The 17011-nt window shown below is 35.8% G+C and carries 18 protein-coding genes and 1 pseudogene; 18 read left to right on the forward strand and 1 reads right to left on the reverse strand.

The features are described from left to right. The first annotated feature begins 12 nt into the window (after window positions 1-12). The 13 genes and pseudogenes from FJ651_RS00300 to FJ651_RS00355 all read left to right on the forward strand — a co-directional run bounded on the left by FJ651_RS00300 (window position 13) and on the right by FJ651_RS00355 (window position 10160). A complete protein-coding gene (locus FJ651_RS00300; RefSeq protein WP_140988406.1) occupies window positions 13-954 on the forward strand; it encodes an aldo/keto reductase in 942 nt (313 codons plus the stop codon). Between the two features lie 99 nt (window positions 955-1053). After that, window positions 1054-1197 carry a hypothetical protein gene (locus FJ651_RS15645; protein ID WP_216746049.1) on the forward strand — a complete coding sequence of 48 codons (144 nt, stop codon included), beginning with the start codon at window positions 1054-1056 and terminating at the stop codon, window positions 1195-1197. A 118-nt stretch (window positions 1198-1315) separates the two neighbouring features. Continuing rightward, window positions 1316-2008: a TMEM175 family protein gene (locus FJ651_RS00305; protein WP_140988407.1), complete on the forward strand. Its 693-nt coding sequence runs from the start codon at window positions 1316-1318 to the stop codon at window positions 2006-2008. A 655-nt stretch (window positions 2009-2663) separates the two neighbouring features. Further along, window positions 2664-2990, forward strand: coding sequence for a four-helix bundle copper-binding protein (locus FJ651_RS00310; protein ID WP_140988408.1), 327 nt, complete (start codon window positions 2664-2666; stop codon window positions 2988-2990). 91 nt (window positions 2991-3081) lie between these two features. Continuing rightward, window positions 3082-3405 carry a phosphoribosylpyrophosphate synthetase gene (locus tag FJ651_RS00315; RefSeq protein WP_140988409.1) on the forward strand — a complete coding sequence of 108 codons (324 nt, stop codon included), beginning with the start codon at window positions 3082-3084 and terminating at the stop codon, window positions 3403-3405. Between the two features lie 3 nt (window positions 3406-3408). After that, a complete protein-coding gene (locus tag FJ651_RS00320; RefSeq protein ID WP_140988410.1) occupies window positions 3409-3684 on the forward strand; it encodes a hypothetical protein in 276 nt (91 codons plus the stop codon). Window positions 3685-3769: 85 nt separating this feature from the next. Further along, a pseudogene (locus FJ651_RS00325) lies at window positions 3770-3889 on the forward strand (VIT1/CCC1 transporter family protein); the annotation flags it as partial. A gap of 358 nt (window positions 3890-4247) precedes the next feature. Next, window positions 4248-4607 carry a hypothetical protein gene (locus FJ651_RS00330; RefSeq protein ID WP_246085272.1) on the forward strand — a complete coding sequence of 120 codons (360 nt, stop codon included), beginning with the start codon at window positions 4248-4250 and terminating at the stop codon, window positions 4605-4607. Window positions 4608-4659: 52 nt separating this feature from the next. Then, the gene (locus FJ651_RS00335) at window positions 4660-5415 is read left to right on the forward strand and encodes an SDR family oxidoreductase (RefSeq protein ID WP_140988412.1); all 756 of its coding nucleotides are present in this window, start codon (window positions 4660-4662) and stop codon (window positions 5413-5415) included. Between the two features lie 512 nt (window positions 5416-5927). Next, complete coding sequence (locus FJ651_RS00340) at window positions 5928-6698, forward strand: DUF6090 family protein (RefSeq protein ID WP_140988413.1); 771 nt, start codon at window positions 5928-5930, stop codon at window positions 6696-6698. Window positions 6699-6703: 5 nt separating this feature from the next. Then, window positions 6704-7456 (forward strand): DUF6090 family protein, encoded by a 753-nt coding sequence (locus FJ651_RS00345; RefSeq protein WP_140988414.1) that lies wholly within the window; start codon window positions 6704-6706, stop codon window positions 7454-7456. A gap of 132 nt (window positions 7457-7588) precedes the next feature. Continuing rightward, window positions 7589-8332 (forward strand): DUF6090 family protein, encoded by a 744-nt coding sequence (locus tag FJ651_RS00350; protein WP_140988415.1) that lies wholly within the window; start codon window positions 7589-7591, stop codon window positions 8330-8332. 130 nt (window positions 8333-8462) lie between these two features. Further along, window positions 8463-10160 (forward strand): arylsulfatase, encoded by a 1698-nt coding sequence (locus FJ651_RS00355; RefSeq protein WP_140988416.1) that lies wholly within the window; start codon window positions 8463-8465, stop codon window positions 10158-10160. Window positions 10161-10574: 414 nt separating this feature from the next. Here FJ651_RS00355 and FJ651_RS15650 read toward each other — a convergent pair whose 3' ends face one another. Further along, on the reverse strand, window positions 10575-10727 hold the full coding sequence (locus FJ651_RS15650) for a hypothetical protein (protein ID WP_216746050.1): 153 nt from the start codon (window positions 10725-10727) through the stop codon (window positions 10575-10577). Between the two features lie 121 nt (window positions 10728-10848). On the opposite strand from FJ651_RS15650, the gene FJ651_RS00360 reads away from it, so the two are divergent. The 5 genes from FJ651_RS00360 to FJ651_RS00380 all read left to right on the forward strand — a co-directional run bounded on the left by FJ651_RS00360 (window position 10849) and on the right by FJ651_RS00380 (window position 16932). Further along, entirely contained in the window at window positions 10849-11355 is a 507-nt protein-coding gene (locus FJ651_RS00360) for a hypothetical protein (protein WP_140988417.1), read from the forward strand. A 92-nt stretch (window positions 11356-11447) separates the two neighbouring features. Beyond that, window positions 11448-12404 carry a calcium/sodium antiporter gene (locus FJ651_RS00365; protein ID WP_140988418.1) on the forward strand — a complete coding sequence of 319 codons (957 nt, stop codon included), beginning with the start codon at window positions 11448-11450 and terminating at the stop codon, window positions 12402-12404. A 702-nt stretch (window positions 12405-13106) separates the two neighbouring features. Then, window positions 13107-14159 (forward strand): S41 family peptidase, encoded by a 1053-nt coding sequence (locus FJ651_RS00370; RefSeq protein ID WP_140988419.1) that lies wholly within the window; start codon window positions 13107-13109, stop codon window positions 14157-14159. Window positions 14160-14574: 415 nt separating this feature from the next. After that, on the forward strand, window positions 14575-15123 hold the full coding sequence (locus FJ651_RS00375) for a LemA family protein (protein WP_140988420.1): 549 nt from the start codon (window positions 14575-14577) through the stop codon (window positions 15121-15123). A gap of 120 nt (window positions 15124-15243) precedes the next feature. After that, on the forward strand, window positions 15244-16932 hold the full coding sequence (locus FJ651_RS00380; protein ID WP_140988421.1) for a DUF2207 domain-containing protein: 1689 nt from the start codon (window positions 15244-15246) through the stop codon (window positions 16930-16932). Window positions 16933-17011 lie beyond the last annotated feature (79 nt).

Genomic DNA, 17011 nt, shown 5'->3' on the forward strand with positions numbered 1-17011 from the left:
TATTTTATAAAAATGAAATACAACAAATACACCAAAAACTCCATATTAGTTTCAGAAATCGGACTTGGCGCCTGGCAGCTAGGTCAAAACTCCGGCTGGAAAAGCATGTCTGAAAGTGAAGCCATACAACTTGTTGAAAAGGCTTTTGACTTCGGTATTAATTTTTTTGATACCGCACCTAATTATGGTCACGGTTCGGGCGAAGAACGCTTGGGCAAAGCCCTTAAAGGTAAAGACAGAAGCCAAATTGTGATCAATACAAAATTTGGGCATACCCATACAGGTACTTTAAATTTTAGTTCAGATTACATTAGAGAGTCGCTTGAAGGCAGTCTAAAAAGACTGCAGGTAGATTATGTTGACTCACTTATTATTCACAACCCACCTTCAGAATATTTAGACGGCCATAAAAACGACCATTATGAAGTACTGGAAAGATTAATTGAAGAAGGTAAAATTAAAGCCTACGGCGCATCCATAGATACCTACGACGATATGAAACTGCTCATGGACACGACCAATGCAGAAGTTATTGAGGCTTTCTTCAATATCTTACACCAGGATGCGGCACGGGCGTTTGACATGGCCAAAGCCAAAGAAGTAGGTATCATTGTAAAAATTCCACTCGATTCCGGTTGGTTATCGGGTAAATACAATGCACAGACTACCTTTAACGACATTAGAAGTCGCTGGTCTAAAGAAGCTATTCAAACCAGAGCAACACTGGTTGAAAAGGTAAAGCATCTGGTTGGTGCCGATAAAAACTTAGCGCAAACAGCCATTGCCTTTTGTTTGGCCTATGATGCCGTTTCTACGGTAATTCCGGGTAATGTTAACATCGAACAACTAACGAGTAATGTTCGTAGTGCCAACATTTCCATTTCAAAAGACCTTAAAGAAAAGCTCGAGAATTTATATCAAACCGAAATCAAAGCCCTCAATCTGCCTTGGTAAAGACGACCATAAAACAGTACAATCAAGATGCCATGGTATAATCAATTCGCCAAATAAAAAAAATTATGACTACAAGAGCGTCTGTCTTATAAAAAACAAATGACCGAATTAGAACTGATTATTGACCTTCATAAAAATTCAGACAGACAAGGACCGGGAAGCGAAAAAGACAGCTATTTTTCGAGTACCGAATTGTTAAGATTACCCCCAGATTTCGTTATATTTGAAAGACCATTTATCTAATCATTTTCTAAAAAGTAAATGACCGACTTATTCTTAAGACCCATGAACAACCAACCTTATAAAGTGTCAGAATTATAACTTATTACAGCAGCAAAAAGTCAAATAAAAAAATAAAAAAATGCCGTTTAAAAGCTTGTATAGAGGAAAAACTGTATTTAGAATTGAAGCCTTGAGCGATGCAGTTTTTGCGATTTCAGTTACCTTGTTAATAATGAGCCTCGAGGTACCAAAAACCTACACAGAGCTGGAATTAATCATCAAACAGTTTTTACCCTTTCTGGCCACTGTGTCGATGATTTTTTTTATTTGGTGGCTTCAAAATAACTTTTTCAGAAATTATGGTTTAGACAATGTTACGGTAAGGTTTCTCAACCTATGCCTATTAATTATCATCCTTTTTTATGTCTTCCCATTAAAATTTTTATTTACCCTTATTGTTTCTTCTATCTTTAAGATCAACTATTTTGAATCGATTTCAAATAATTCACTTGTTGTTATTACCGAGTCCGACCTTCCAAATTTAATTATGTTTTTTAGTGTGGGTTATGCATTGGTTTGGCTCATCTTTTTTTTGCTATATCGCCACATATGGCTTAATAGAACAAAACTGAAGTTATCCCATTTAGAGTTCATTGCTTTACTATCGGACAAAAGAGATGCCCTTTTTCAATTGACAATTGGGTTAACCTCCACACTTTTTGCAATTCTAGGTTGGACCATTGGCAGTCAAATTACATTTCTTACCATTCCGGTTTGGTTGTTGGTTAATTACTTCATGACATCTAGGGCCAAAAATGCGCTTAGAGATTAATCAATTCCATTTTTTCATTATTCTTCCTTTTTGCTGAATAATAACTAAATTAGCTTTTGTTACAACGCTCTCAATGTCATTGTTCTACAACTATTACAATAGTTTTGAAGGATGATATAAAGAAAATCTAAAATTATAAAGACCCCGGGTAAATTCGCCACACTTTAACTGCTAGAAATAAGGTTTTAAAAAAATATTAGTAACAATTTTAAGAGCTAAGTAATCAACAACAGCTGTTTGTTTTGTAAGCAGTTATAAGTTTTTCCTATGCGGAATTCTTCAAAAACGGCAATCAAGACGTAAAGATCATTAGCATAACTAATTAAAATTTTAATTGTTCATATAGTTCACTGTTACTCATAACTCACAAAACATTGGTTCAGCACTGTTATTAACATCAATTTGCCGATGTGATCAACCAAAATTCTTGATAACATCTCTCTGCATCAGTTATGTTTGAAGCCTGTAGTGTTCATAAATAGTCGCCGCTGCACTGCTTTAAACTAACTATAACCATCAGCACCCTTTAGCTTCCATAAATTACAAAGTGAAATTTATGTAAAGCATTTACTAAAATGTGTAACATAAAACCGCTGTAAGGTTTGTATTTTACAATGTTGCGAAAACAAATTCGCAATAATAAATCTAAAGCCACATGAATAATTTAAAAAGACGTATCGATGCCTGTTTGGCATGTGTGATAACATGTGAATTGTGCATTACAGATTGTATAAAAGACAACAATCAAGCATGCATTATTTTATGTCGGGATTGTGCCGATATCTGCGCATTACATGCAAGATTTGATGCAAGAGCTTCGGTATACGCGCACGAATTACACGCCTTATGTGCTAAAATATGTACGGCATGTGCCGAAGAATGTGCTAAACATGCAGCGCATCACGAAAGCTGCAAAGCATGCGCAGACGCCTGTAACACCTGTGCAGAAGTTTGTAACGAACTAGCTTCAGTTAAAAAGTAAATTAACCTGCATGGGAGGCATAGACATCTTCCCTTTTTTATCCTTAATGACTTTGATTAAGTAATACAAGTCTTAATATAAAACTATACTGATGACACATACAAATTACGATACAGTTACCGAAGCTATGGCCGAACTTAAAAAACTGGGGTATACCATAGATTTTTCAATGCTTACCGATGCAGAGTGCATTATTTGCAATCTTACCGGAACAGCACTTTCGCCCAATGATTTTGAAATAGATCATTTTTATAGATTTGAAGGCAACAGCGACCCCGGTGATCAAATGATTGTTTATGCCATTTCTTCAAAAAAATTGAATTTTAAAGGAATTCTAGTCAATGCTTACGGGCTGTATGCCGAAAATACTTCCTCGGCTATTGTGAAAAAATTAGATACCCATCCTAACCATTAAACCATGGATATTATTGATAACATTATACACTATTTTAAAAGTGAAAAGCAACAGAAAAAACATGCTTCCCCAAAAGGAACTTGCTCAATTTGCTGGGGATTTCAAGAATATGATGGAAAAATTAGAACCCTGTTAAAAGACAGGCAAATTAGCATCAATAATCATAAAGACAGTTATATGATCATTCAAGACTTTATGAAACACAATTTAGAGGAAATCAAATTAAAGGAAGGCATCATAACAGAATGCCCAAAATGCAGCACTCATAAAGCCAAATAGGCAATAATTATAACTACAAAACAACAACCCCATCAAAGATGAAGGTAATAAAGGAAGTTATACGTGATTTCAGCAAATAGATGATATGTTAGAACCAACAGTAGCAACCAACGATTATTTAGATAATCACTACATACACAAAAGCAATTGGTTAAGACCAGCCGTTCTTGGACCTAATGACGGCATTTTATCAACTGCAAGTATAAAGGCATAGCTTGCTGCAACGTCCTGCCATGTCTCTTCCCCACTCTGCAAATCGTCCAATATTCGCGGTAGAATTAAGCACCTAATTCAAGAAATTTATTTGAACCAGTTGCAATTAATCAATCAAACAGATGCTGACTTTGATAATCATCAATAACGCGGCGATTATAGAATAGATACCTCATTAAACCTGAAGTTCATGGTCAAAATCTCGTGATTTTTTATTAACTTTATAGCACAACCGCTACACCCTGCTTACAGAAATGACATAAAGCCTTCAACAGGCGTATTGACAATAATTAAATACTATTATTATGAAAAAAGTAACAGGAATATGGATTGATAAACGGACCGCAAAAATGTTGACTCTTGTTGAGGATACAGAAAATTTTCAAACCATCAATTCATCCATCGAAGAATTTCGACCAAAAGGAGGCAGCGGTACAAGACTTAAAGGCGGGCCTCAGGATGTTGTTCAAGACAGCAGATACAATGAACGAGAAAAGCAACAAGAAAAAAGGTTCTTTAAAAGTATTACAGATGTTATAGACGATTCTGATAGCATCGTGATTTTTGGACCTGCAGAGATGGGTGAAAAACTTTATTCAGAGATATCAGAATCCAACCCAACCTTATATAAAAAAATAAGTGAGGTAGCACCTGCTGATAGTATGACGGATAACCAGGTAAAAGCCTGGATAAGAAATTACTTTAATTAGTAAAATGTATTTAGTAGGCTAATATTACAAAACAACTTCAAACTTAATATCCATGGAACCAATATTTAAGGGAAAAGTCGCCATAGTAACCGGGAGTAGTTACGGGATAGGAAAATCAACCGCCATTTGTTTCGCTAAGAAAGGAGCATCGGTAGTATTATCAGATTGGGCAGATGATATCGATACATTAGATACCATCAAAGCATTAGGCGCCAAGGCTATCTTTGTAAAAGCTGATGTTTCGAATGAAGAAGATGTGAAAAGAATAGTTTCTGAAACTGTTAAACATTTTGGCCGACTGGATTATGCGTTCAACAATGCCGGTATTGAAGGAGAACAAGGCGTCATTCACGAATCTAGTAATGACAACTGGGAAAAAGTGATTGGCATTAACTTAACCGGTGCTTATTATTGTATGAAATACCAAATTCCCGAAATGCTCAAAACAGGCGGAGGATCGATTGTTAACAACGCGTCCATAGCCGGCTTAGTGGGATTTAACGGTATTCCCGCCTATGTAGCGTCAAAACACGCACTGGTTGGATTAACAAAAAATGTGGCACTTGATTATGCTAAACAACACATAAGGGTCAATGCAGTTTGTCCGGGTGTCATTCAAACCCCGATGATCGATCGATTTACCGGTGGAAGTTTAGACGCTACAGCACAATTAATAGCGTCAAAGCCTATTGGCAGAGTTGGACTTCCGGAAGAGATAGCCAACACGGTGGCTTTTTTGTGCTCTGATGACGCTTCGTTTATAACAGGGCAAGCCTTGGCCGTTGACGGCGGTTGGGTAGCGCAGTAAAAATTGATTGAGTTTCCAAATTCAAAACAAGGTGAAAGAACTGTTTAGATCTAAACTTTTGTGTTGTAGCAACCGTTGGCACAACAATGACGGTAAAGTCCTTCACACCTATACATCAAGAACCAATGATTAAAAAATAAACTCCAAAATCAGACAACTTATAAGAGCAAGGTAGTGGTTCACCAAAGCAAAGTTCTTATAGGTATGATACTGTGTTGTTCGAATCTTTTCAAACCCGGCACCATCAACTTATTTTTTTAGGCCTTAGATTATTAAATTTTTTAAGGGAATTGGTTATATTTGATATCAACATCTCTCCCATTAATTTAGTACAAATTGTAAAGCGTTTTAAAAGTATTGATAAGAAGCGTTTTACGCAATCACAGCTACGCTGAAGTTAAGGAATAGAAACTATATAACCAACCAACAAGATTCACTCCAGATAGTCCCGATAGCTATCGGGATCGGGATTCACGGGCAGTAAAAGTTACCCGTTTACACGGGCAATAAATATGATAAAATTCTTCCGTCACATTCGTCAAAACTTATTTTTGGAAAACCTGCCTACCGGACAGGCAGGCAAAACAGGCAGGTACTTTAAATACGCCATAGGCGAAATTATTCTTGTTGTAATAGGAATTCTTATTGCATTAAGCATTAACAATTGGAATGAAAATAGAAAAGACAGAAATTTAGAAAAAGAATTCTTAATTGCTTTTAAAGAAAGCCTAAATAGGGATTTAGAAAGGAATTTATCGAGTCAAAAAGTTAATCAAAACGCACTGCAATCAATGCAGGTTCTATTAGAGCATATGGAGCAAAATCTACCCTATAATGATACGCTAAAATATCATTTTGGGATATCAACTAATTTCCACTTTTGGGATTTGAGTGAAAGCGTATTCAAATCTTTAGAAGCAAAAGGTTTGGATTTAATATCTAATAACAATTTAAGGGATTCCTTAGCATTGGCTTATGGTAATAATAATAAATCCATAAATTTTGCTGGTTTTAGATACCACGATTATATAGATCATGCCATACTTAATATTTTTAATAAGCATTTTGATATGGCTTGGGGCAATGCTGAAAATAGTCCTGCAGCAACTGTTATGACGCCACTTGACTTTGAAAATCTAAAATCGGACAAGGAGTTTAACTATTTTTTAAAGACTCTGCCCAATTTACATTATTATAAGCTCACCGTACCCTTGCAAAGTACAGAGCACTTATTAAATAGATTACTTTTTCTTATTGATAAAGAACTAGAAAAGCTTAACTGATATATATGTTAAAATTCTTCCGCAACCTCCGAAAAAAACTGATTGAACAGAATAAAGTCCGAAAATATCTGGCCTACGCAATCGGCGAAATCATCCTAGTGGTGATTGGTATTTTGATTGCACTTCAGGTTAATAATGAGAACGACCAACGTAAAGCTAATAAACTTGAGATTAAAATTTTGAAAGAAATTCAAATCAACTTACAAAATGACATACTTGAGATTAGATCGGATATTGAACTAATGGAAGATCTTACCAAAGGAGTTACGAATATCAAAGATTTCATCAAATTGAATGATAAACCTACTGATTCGTTTAACAGAAATTGCGCATTGCTTCGCCTTACACCCCATTTTAATCCAATTACCAGTGGTTTTAAGTTACTTCAATCTCAAGGAATAGGATTAGTGAGCAATGATAGTCTTAGAAATGCTATTTCTTTCCAATACGATATGCTTTATCCCTATTATAAAACTTACGAGGAAGAACGATCAAGATTCCATTCTATGCACAGTGAACCAATTCTTTTAAATTACTTTTCTATGTATTTTAATGAGCAAAATAGCATGTACCAACATGGTTTATTTTTTGAAACTAATACTGAAGACTATTTAAAATTGAAAGAAGATAAAAGTTTCTTAAAGATCATTACCGCAATTTCATTTGAAAACGAAATTATAAAAAGCCGAGCAAAAAAAGTTGAAAACAGTATTATTGAACTCATTGAAAATATTAGTATTGAATTAAAAAATAATTAAAGTCTGCCTAGCGCAGGCATTCACAACACTACTAACCAATAAGATTCCCGCTTTCTCGGGAAATAGAGTTACCCGTCTGCACGGGCAATAAATATGATAAAATTCTTCCGTCACATTCGTAAATCCCTTCTTATGGAAAACCTACCTACCGGACAAGCAGGCAAAACAAGTAAGTACCTAAAATACGCCATAGGCGAAATCGTCCTAGTCGTTATTGGAATTTTAATTGCACTACAAATTAATAATTGGAATGAGGAGCGAAAATTAAAAATAGAGATCAACAATTATCTCACCCAAAAACTTGAAAACTTAAAAGATGATCAAGAGCGACTTATTGATATGCGCAACTATAGAATAAAGGCAGAAAAAACAAGTAAAGCGCTTCTGGATACCGGACTAAAAAACGCCAATGTATTCGACGTTATTAATGGAACGGTCTTAATCTCTGTTGAGCGCAGATTTGTATCTACGATTGAGCGAAATGAGAGCTCAATTATTAAATATTACTCAAGTGCTAAAGAGGCAAAAATTAATAAGTTGGAGCAAAAATACATCAATGAGTTAGAATTGATGACCTTTGAAGAAAACCGATTAAACAATTTTAGTGAAGCCATTGAAATAGATTTGTGGAGAAATGGATACCTGGTAGAAAACCGCGATTTGATTACCACGATAACAGAGACCAAAGACGCTTCCAGTTTCACGGAAGACATTCCCGAATTCATTCTAAATGATGCCAACGGATTAAAGTCGTTAGAAGGCATGTTTAGAAGAAGCGAACTGGCTGGCCCTAGTATTGTTCTAAAATTGAATCAGCTTATCGAAACCAATCAAGAATTAAGAAACGAAATTCAAAACTATTTAAACAATCAGTAATGATTTAAATGATGAAATCAATGTGTTGGATATTTAGAATATGGAAAGAAAATATTAATACAAAAATTAATCGGAATGAATTGTTTTAGATCACTACATTCGGAGAAAACAAATAAAAAACAGATGTATCATGTATCAACTTGGCAAGCTTAATTCAGAAAAGAAAGGTCATTATCATATTATTTTACAAAGTATATTTCGTCACTTTTCGCATGTTTGTATTGTTCTAATATTTATCTCGGTTTCACTGTCATGTGCTCAAAGCAAAGAAAAAAATGAAATCGACCAAAGACCAAATATTGTATTGATAGTTGCAGACGATTTGGGGTTTGGTGATATTGGGTGTTATGGTGGAGAAATTGAAACTCCAAACATAGATGCCCTTGCCTCTAACGGTATTAGATTTAGTAGTTTTCATACAGCACCCATGTGCGCTCCTACACGTGCGATGTTACTTTCAGGAAACGATAACCATATTGCAGGAATGGGAGGTCAAGGGCTCGTGACCGAAGTTTTTGGTTATGAAGGGAAATTAACAGACCGTATAGTTACCATCCCGCAATTGCTAAGAGATGCAGGTTACCACACCTATATGGCCGGGAAATGGCATTTAGGAATAGAACCTAATGATAATCCTCATCGAAAAGGATTTGAACACTCTTTTGTACTACTCGAGGGCGCCGGTAATCATTACACCAATCAAAGTGCCTTGAATAACGGAATTTCCAGCTACACTGAAGACGGTGAACCAACAAGGTGGAAAGACGGTAATTATTCAACCAATTATTATACCGATAAACTTATTGAATATATAGGCCGCTATAAAGCAGATGATCAACCATTTTTTGCTTTTGCAGCTTATACATCACCACACTGGCCTTTGCAAGTTGATGAAAAATATTGGAAAAAGTATAGTGGCCTCTATAACGATGGTTATGAAAAACTAAGGGAGAGAAGATTAAATAGCCTAAAAAAAGCAGGCATTATTCCACAAAATGCAATTCTCCCTCAACTGCATGAGCAAATTAAACCATGGGATTCACTCTCTGAAGTAGAAAAGATGAAAGAAGCCAGAAAAATGGAGCTATATGCCGGCATGGTGGATAATTTAGATGATAATATTGGAAGACTCATTACATATCTCAAAGAAATTGGAGAATTTGAAAACACATTGTTCGTTTTTATATCAGATAACGGTGCTGCTCATAGAGATTTTATTAATGCAGAAAACTATAGCTCATTGAGGGAATATTACAATGATGATTATGAGAATATGGGAAAAGAAAACTCTTATATTTCATATGGGCCCCAATGGGCTGAAGCCGGATCAGCACCATTCAGATATTTCAAAGATTACGCAACCGAAGGCGGCATTAACACAACCATGATTATTAGTGGCGCTAAGGTTACCAGAAAAAATAACATTCACACCGGATTCTTGAGTTTGTTAGACTTGGCCCCTACTTTTTATGATATCTCCGGAGCAACCTATCCTGAAAAATATCAAGACAAAGAAATTTATCCGCTTAGGGGTAGATCGCTGTTACCATATATATCGGGTAAAACCGATGTTATTCATGCTCCAGACTATGTTTTTGCATTAGAACATTACGGAAATGCCATGCTCCGAAAAGGAAATTGGAAAATAACCAATTTCAAAAGGCCATTTGAGCTTGAGAATTTCGCTCTTTACAATCTTTCGAATGATATAGGTGAGCAAATTGATCTCAAGAACACTCAAAAAGAAAAGTATGAAGAGTTGTTGATGGAATGGGCTAAGTTTTCAGAGGAAGTGAAAATACAAATACCGGCTCCTTCTTCAAAATAACAGATGATTTTGTCCAGCTCTGAGAAGTCTCCCAACTGCGCAATACAATTAAACCCCACTGGTCATTACAGAGTATACTTAAATAATTTAACCTGTATTTAGTTCCAGCATATACAAAAAGTATTAAGAAAATTGAAGGCAATTAGTTTGAAATAATGCAACTTACCGAGAAAATTTAAAAAATTAGATTTAAGTATTTCTTAACACATTGTAGTATTACCTTTGATTTATAATTGGTAAAAAAATGCTTGTCTTTAAGTGTTTTATAAGTGGTTTGTTATTATGGCTGTCTACAGGCCATTATCAAGAATTTAATACGACTCTTTCAAATCATGAGACGCAGTTAGATACTGTTATCTCACCAATACACAAAAAGTATCAAGCCTTAATTGTTGAAGTTGATTTCAATTTACATCAGGCAAATTGGCCATTTAAAACATTAAAAACACCGGTTGCTCCTTTAAAAAACAGGGCACTGCCGTATAATGCCGGCATCTTCAACCATCGGCTGTTATACTTCAATATTAGTAACACTATTCCATTACAATTAACAACGAGTAAACTCATATTTCCTTTTCATTGTTTTACATAAAAAATTAATTGATTTTATTGTTTAAATCTTTTCCCTCTAGCTAGGGGCTAAGGTTTACTATCACTATTTCAATCTATTAATTAAAAAAATATCACAATGAAAATTTCAATGATGGTGATAATAATAGTCACTACACTCTTTTGTTTATTGCCCTATGTTTGGTTTATAATGTCAGGACAAACATCCATCAAAAAAAAGGAAAAACAATTTATAAAAATTATAAAAGATCTCAATCTTTCTTTTGAGATTAAAGAACAATGGAACAATAATTTTATTGGATTCTGCCAACCAAAAAACGTTCTCATATTTATAAAATTAAATAATCAGGAACACAAGCTATTTAATATTGAACTCAAACAAATAAAAAGTTGTCAAATCCTTGCAACAGCTCAAACCCTTGTAAAGGACAATAAAAGTGTTTCTAAACTTCGGGGCTTGGATTTAGAATTGATAATGCAGGCAAACCAAGCACCATTAATTCTCAATTTTTATGATTCGAACGAAGAATTTACAGAAGATTTGGAATTAAAGCGTGCTCAAAAGTGGGAATCCTTGATTAACCAAAACACATTAAAACCAATAGTGCCTCCTAAAGCGGCCTAAAGTAACATTATTAACAGACCCGGTCTTTTGACACAAAATAATTACCTAACTTGGCTAATGCCATATCTTTTTAAAACATATATTAAGAAATTATGATAACCTATATTCTTTTTGTTATTGGTTTTGTTGTACTTATTAAAGGCGCCGATCTGCTTGTAGATGGTGCCGCTTCTATTGCTAAAAAGTTAAAAATCTCCAGTATTGTTATAGGGTTAACAATAGTTGCTTTTGGTACTTCTGCACCGGAACTCATTGTTAATATTTTTGCCAGTGCCAGTGGCAATACTGAAATTGCCATTGGTAATATTTTGGGAAGTAATATTGCCAATATCTTATTGATTTTAGGAATATCCTCCATTATTTATCCGCTTGTTACAAAAGAAAACACCGTGTGGAAAGAGATTCCGCTATGTTTGTTGGGGGCAATCATTTTAGGCGTTATGGCCAACGATATGCTCATTGACAAAACCTTGTTTTCCGGTTTAACAAGAATAGATGGTATTGTTTTAATTGCATTTTTTATCATATTTCTATACTACACCTTTGGAATCAGCAAAATAAGTGCTGATACCGAGGAGACTGAAATAAAAGAGTTTGGTTATTTAAAATCCTCTGTATTTATAATCCTAGGATTGGTTGGGTTGTCTTTGGGTGGCAAATGGATTGTTGACGGTGCCGTAAAGATTGCCGAATTATTTGATATTAGCCAAAGCCTTATTGGACTTACGGTAGTTGCCATAGGTACCTCATTACCCGAATTGGCTACCTCGGCCATTGCTGCATACAAAAAACAAACAGACATTGCCATTGGCAACGTGGTGGGCTCGAACATCTTTAATATATTTTGGATTTTAGGTCTGAGTTCGATTATTCGTCCGTTGCCATTTCAGGTTGACTCCAATTGGGACATCGTAATGACAATCTTATCAAGTTTACTGCTATTTGCTATCATGTTTATAGGAAAAAAACATACAGTAGAAAGATGGCAAGGGGTTGTCATGATTTTAATGTACGTAGGATATATGGTGTTTTTAGTAAGTAGTAAATAAAACATGTGTTTTGAAACTTTTCCTTTGTTTTGCAAAGCCTTCAAAATTAGTAGCACATTGAAACCTTCACCTTCAAACACTTTATAGATCTAACAACAATAACAAATTATTAACCATCAACTTTCTCTTTTTAAACAATTGAATGTTAGCTTATTTAAAGTTTTATTATATTTGAGAAGCTGTAACTCATAACATCTCATTTACCCGGATAACAGCATTAAAGATAATGATATAACACGTTGCCAACAAGTTTGACGCAACTCCTGAAAGTGAATTAAAACAAGAAAATTTCGGCTGGTTTAGAACAAATAGGAATTAGAAAAACTGACTATCTACGCGGACTAAAAAGCGGAACTAAAAAATGTGTCGGACATTAATGCTCGCCCGAGTTTCGGGATTCCAGCGAAATTTAAGTAAGTCATCATCTTTTGGCTGAATAGCAGAACGGCAAAATAGAACGTGACGAGCAACACGCAGAAGAGAGAATAGGATTTTAATAAGATACATTAGAATAATAGAAGAATATAAAGGAATAGATAAAAACCAGTTGGCAACACCGGCTATAAAAAATAGCTGCAAAGTGCTTAATTCAAAGTTTTTGTGTATTTTTAAAATCAGTAATTAAACGGAAAGGCTTGCGAGTATTTACACGCTACTTTTCATAGCCAAACACGTTGTGTGCGATTATAAACCGATACGAGAATGACAATTAGAACGACTGTTTTATTGACAATTTTATTCATTAGCAGTTTGACAAATGCTCAAACTCAAACTTGCGACTGCGGAAAAGACTTCGAATTTTTAGCGACAAGTTACATCAAGGACTATTCAGGTATTCAGGACTTTTCAAAACAATATCCTGACTACTTGCAAACTATTGACAAATTAGCTAAACAAGCAAAATCTATAAAGGACATTAAAGGTTGTGATAAAATAATTGGCAAACTCATCGCTTATATTAATAACGGACACGTAGTTTACGGACAAACCAAAGAAAATCCTTTGTATGGAAAAGGAAAATCAAAACCTTCGCAAGGTTCATTAGACCCCACATTAAATTTCCTCGACAATAAAACAGTTTTGATCCAAATAAAAACTTGCGACCTATCATACAAAAGCCTTCTTGATAGTCTTGTATCCAGTAATAAAGCCAAACTCGACAAGACGGAACATTTTATTTTGGACTTGCGTGGCAATGAAGGCGGCGGTGACGCAACTTTTGAAACAATTATTCCTTACTTATATACTAATCCAATTCTAGTTCATACAGCACAACTTTGGACATCTGAAAATATCGTTAAAATGTTTGACGAATTTTTAAATAATCCCGAAATTCCTAAAGAAAGCAAATTACATATTCAAAAGATTGTAACGAACGCAAAAGAAAATCCCAATACCTTCGTGTCTCTATCTGAGAACAAAGTTGATACCTTGATTATTAATTCAGTATCAGAATTTCCAAAAAAAGTAAGCATCATTATTGACCGTGACTGCAAAAGTTCAACAGAACAATTTCTATTGCTTGCAAAACAAAGTAAAAAGACAACAATTTACGGACATACTAATAGTGGTGGAGCATTGGACTACTCAAACTTAAACTTCATTTTGACACCATCTGGTTATTGGTATGCTTCTGTTCCTACCACAAGGACAACAAGACTTCCCGACAACCCTGTTGACCCCAACGGAATTAAACCAGATGTATTAGTTGACAAGAAAATAAAAGACATAATTCAATGGTTAAGACAAAAATAACGGCACATAACAGCACCTACCCAACCTGTCTGCCGACAGGCAGGAAGTGGGGGTTCAGAGATTAAATCATCCCGATGGCTATTGGGATTGTGCTTCCCTGCCTTGCCGCCAGCCTGCCGGCAGACAGGGCAGGCAGGTATCAAAGTTTGTGCTTGGTTGATATGCCTGAGGCGGACTTCGAAATCACCACCTTCGGGTAGCTGTAAAACGTTGTGCTTTATTTTAACCAACCGCTAACCAATTAGATTCCCTCTCAATAGATATCAAAATTTGCAGTAAAAAGCAGCTACCGGCTGTATGTTAAAGGCTAGTGGCCAACAGCATTACATTGCTATGAATTAAATACCAATCCAAAAAATACAGATAGGTAGTTAAAAAACAATACCTTTATAATTCATTTTTCATAAATCTAGTTATGAGCGTTATTATTATTGCTTTAGTCATCCTCACCATTGTTTACTTTATTTATATCTACAACACCCTTATCAAGCTCCGTACTATGGTCAATGAGGCCTGGAGCGGTATTGATGTGCAGCTACAAAAACGTCACGATTTAATTCCCAATATTGTACAAGTGGTGCAAGGTTATGCTACTCACGAAAAAAACCTATTTGAAAGCATTACAAAACTGCGTAACCAAGGTATTAAGGCAGATAATGTAAAAGAGCAAGAGGCTGCCGAGGTAGGCCTTTCTAAAGCCTTGGGAAATTTGTTTGCAGTAGTAGAGAATTATCCCGAATTAAAAGCCAACCAAAATTTCCTCGAGTTACAGAAGGAACTTTCGGTTGTTGAAAACGATTTACAGCGTGCCAGAAGATATTACAATGGCAGTGTACGAAATTACAATATCCTTATTGAACAATTCCCATCGATGTTGGTAGCCAAAGCAGCCAATCATACCACTAAAGACTTTTTTGATATTAAAAATGAAACTGAGCGTGTGGTTCCAAATGTTAACTTTTAAAATCTTAGAGATGAAACATCCATAATCAACCTAAAACACACATATAAATCATGATTTGGATGTTCCACCTGCCTGCCGGCAAGGCAGGTTTGACCATTTAAAAACAATAAATATAAACACATGAAAAAAGTACTATCTCTTTTGGTGATCGTTTTTTGCCTAAGTAAAAGTTTAGCTCAAGAGCGAATTCTTTCTTATCACACCCAAATTACCGTTGAAGCATCCGGCGATTTGCTGGTGCAAGAGGATATTACTGTTATTGCTGAAGGAAATGACATCAAAGGCGGGATATACCGAACTTTTCCCACAAAGTACAAAGACAAATTAGGCACGCGGTTTAATGTGGAATTTCAAGTGATTGAAGTGCTTAAAAATGGTAACCCGGAACCCTTTTTCACTGAAACAAAAGGTAACGGCGTTATTGTTTATATTGGCGATAAAAATAGATTATTGTCGGCTGGTGAATATGCCTACACCTTAGTGTATAAAACTAACAAGCAAATAGGATTTTTTAAGAATTACGACGAATTGTATTTTAACGCCATAGGCGGCGATTGGATGTTTCCTATTGAGGAAGCCAGTGTTTCTGTTGAATTACCTAACGGTGCAACCATATTGCAAATGGACGCTTTCTCAGGTGTTGCAGGTACAAAGAGCTGCGATTGCGATATGGTCTCAAATAACAATCGTTTAACAATTACAACCAACCGTGTATTAATGCCTCAAGAGCAACTCACCTTTGCAGTAGCCTGGCCTAAAGGCTTAATAAAAGAACCTGGTACCATTGAAAAATGGTGGTCTTTTTTTAAAAGCAATTTCCACGTTTTGTTTGTGCTACTAGGATTGTTTTTTGTGACGTCAATTTATTACAAGGCTTGGAAAAAAGTAGGTGTTGATCCGCCAAAAGGCACTATCATTCCTTTATTTGATCCGCCCGCAGGCTTTAGTCCCGGAGATATTGCAGTACTTCATGTATTGAATATGGCGCAGCGAATGGTAACGGCTTCTATTGTAAGCTTGGCGATAAAACAGCATATCAAAATCAGCTACATTAAAAAGAAATACAGTCTTGAAAGAGTTTCAACAGATACCGGTGCATTAACCGAAGAAGAAATAGCCATAGCCAATGCCTTATTTTCTAAAGAAGCTACGATTACTCTCGACAATAAGAACCACGCCACCTTTACCAAGGCAAGAACCGATGCTTACAATGCCATCAAGAAGAAATTGAAACCTACGTATTTTAGCTTCAATTACAACCATCTCACCAAAGGTATCATTGCATCAGTCATTATGGTGGTATTTGCGTTTATATTATCGCCTTCGCCGGTAATTCCTATTTTGTTTGCGGTTGTTTTAATTATTGTCCTGGCCATTTTCACCTATCTCATCAAAGCGCCTACTATTAAGGGAAGAGCTGTAATGGATGAGATTGAAGGTTTTAAAATGTACATCAATGTGGCAGAGCAAAAGCAACTAGACGCACTACATGCTCCCGAAATTACACCCGAACGATTTGAAGCCTTATTACCTTATGCCATAGCGCTGGGCGTTGAAAACCAATGGGGAAAGAAATTTGAGAATGCACTTAGCAAATCCTTACAAGAAACTAAAAGTTACAGTCCATCGTGGTACACCGGCGCGGCAGCCGGCATGGCATTCTCTCCTGCGCGATTTAGTAGTGATATGGGGAAAAGTTTTTCCACTGCCATTTCCTCAGCATCTACACCTCCCGGAAGTTCATCGGGTAGCGGTGGTGGTGGTTCCTCCGGTGGCGGCGGCGGTGGCGGTGGCGGCGGTGGCTGGTAGTTAACTTAACAGGTCCTAAAGTTATCGACGTTTTAAAAGCCTCTGTGCCATTTTATTAGGCAATGAATTAAGTAAAATA

Origin of the sequence: Paucihalobacter ruber, assembly GCF_006494535.1 — a bacterium.
Taxonomy (GTDB): Bacteria; Bacteroidota; Bacteroidia; order Flavobacteriales; family Flavobacteriaceae; genus Paucihalobacter; species Paucihalobacter ruber.

What these genes read in the sequence shown, in the direction of transcription:
- FJ651_RS00300 (WP_140988406.1), top strand. Translation starts at nt 13, where the DNA reads ATGAAATACAACAAATACACCAAAAACTCCATATTAGTTTCAGAAATC.
- FJ651_RS15645 (WP_216746049.1), top strand. Translation starts at nt 1,054, where the DNA reads ATGACCGAATTAGAACTGATTATTGACCTTCATAAAAATTCAGACAGA.
- FJ651_RS00305 (WP_140988407.1), top strand. Translation starts at nt 1,316, where the DNA reads ATGCCGTTTAAAAGCTTGTATAGAGGAAAAACTGTATTTAGAATTGAA.
- FJ651_RS00310 (WP_140988408.1), top strand. Translation starts at nt 2,664, where the DNA reads ATGAATAATTTAAAAAGACGTATCGATGCCTGTTTGGCATGTGTGATA.
- FJ651_RS00315 (WP_140988409.1), top strand. Translation starts at nt 3,082, where the DNA reads ATGACACATACAAATTACGATACAGTTACCGAAGCTATGGCCGAACTT.
- FJ651_RS00320 (WP_140988410.1), top strand. Translation starts at nt 3,409, where the DNA reads ATGGATATTATTGATAACATTATACACTATTTTAAAAGTGAAAAGCAA.
- FJ651_RS00330 (WP_246085272.1), top strand. Translation starts at nt 4,248, where the DNA reads ATGTTGACTCTTGTTGAGGATACAGAAAATTTTCAAACCATCAATTCA.
- FJ651_RS00335 (WP_140988412.1), top strand. Translation starts at nt 4,660, where the DNA reads ATGGAACCAATATTTAAGGGAAAAGTCGCCATAGTAACCGGGAGTAGT.
- FJ651_RS00340 (WP_140988413.1), top strand. Translation starts at nt 5,928, where the DNA reads ATGATAAAATTCTTCCGTCACATTCGTCAAAACTTATTTTTGGAAAAC.
- FJ651_RS00345 (WP_140988414.1), top strand. Translation starts at nt 6,704, where the DNA reads ATGTTAAAATTCTTCCGCAACCTCCGAAAAAAACTGATTGAACAGAAT.
- FJ651_RS00350 (WP_140988415.1), top strand. Translation starts at nt 7,589, where the DNA reads ATGGAAAACCTACCTACCGGACAAGCAGGCAAAACAAGTAAGTACCTA.
- FJ651_RS00355 (WP_140988416.1), top strand. Translation starts at nt 8,463, where the DNA reads ATGTATCAACTTGGCAAGCTTAATTCAGAAAAGAAAGGTCATTATCAT.
- FJ651_RS15650 (WP_216746050.1), bottom strand. Translation starts at nt 10,727, where the DNA reads ATGAGTTTACTCGTTGTTAATTGTAATGGAATAGTGTTACTAATATTG.
- FJ651_RS00360 (WP_140988417.1), top strand. Translation starts at nt 10,849, where the DNA reads ATGAAAATTTCAATGATGGTGATAATAATAGTCACTACACTCTTTTGT.
- FJ651_RS00365 (WP_140988418.1), top strand. Translation starts at nt 11,448, where the DNA reads ATGATAACCTATATTCTTTTTGTTATTGGTTTTGTTGTACTTATTAAA.
- FJ651_RS00370 (WP_140988419.1), top strand. Translation starts at nt 13,107, where the DNA reads ATGACAATTAGAACGACTGTTTTATTGACAATTTTATTCATTAGCAGT.
- FJ651_RS00375 (WP_140988420.1), top strand. Translation starts at nt 14,575, where the DNA reads ATGAGCGTTATTATTATTGCTTTAGTCATCCTCACCATTGTTTACTTT.
- FJ651_RS00380 (WP_140988421.1), top strand. Translation starts at nt 15,244, where the DNA reads ATGAAAAAAGTACTATCTCTTTTGGTGATCGTTTTTTGCCTAAGTAAA.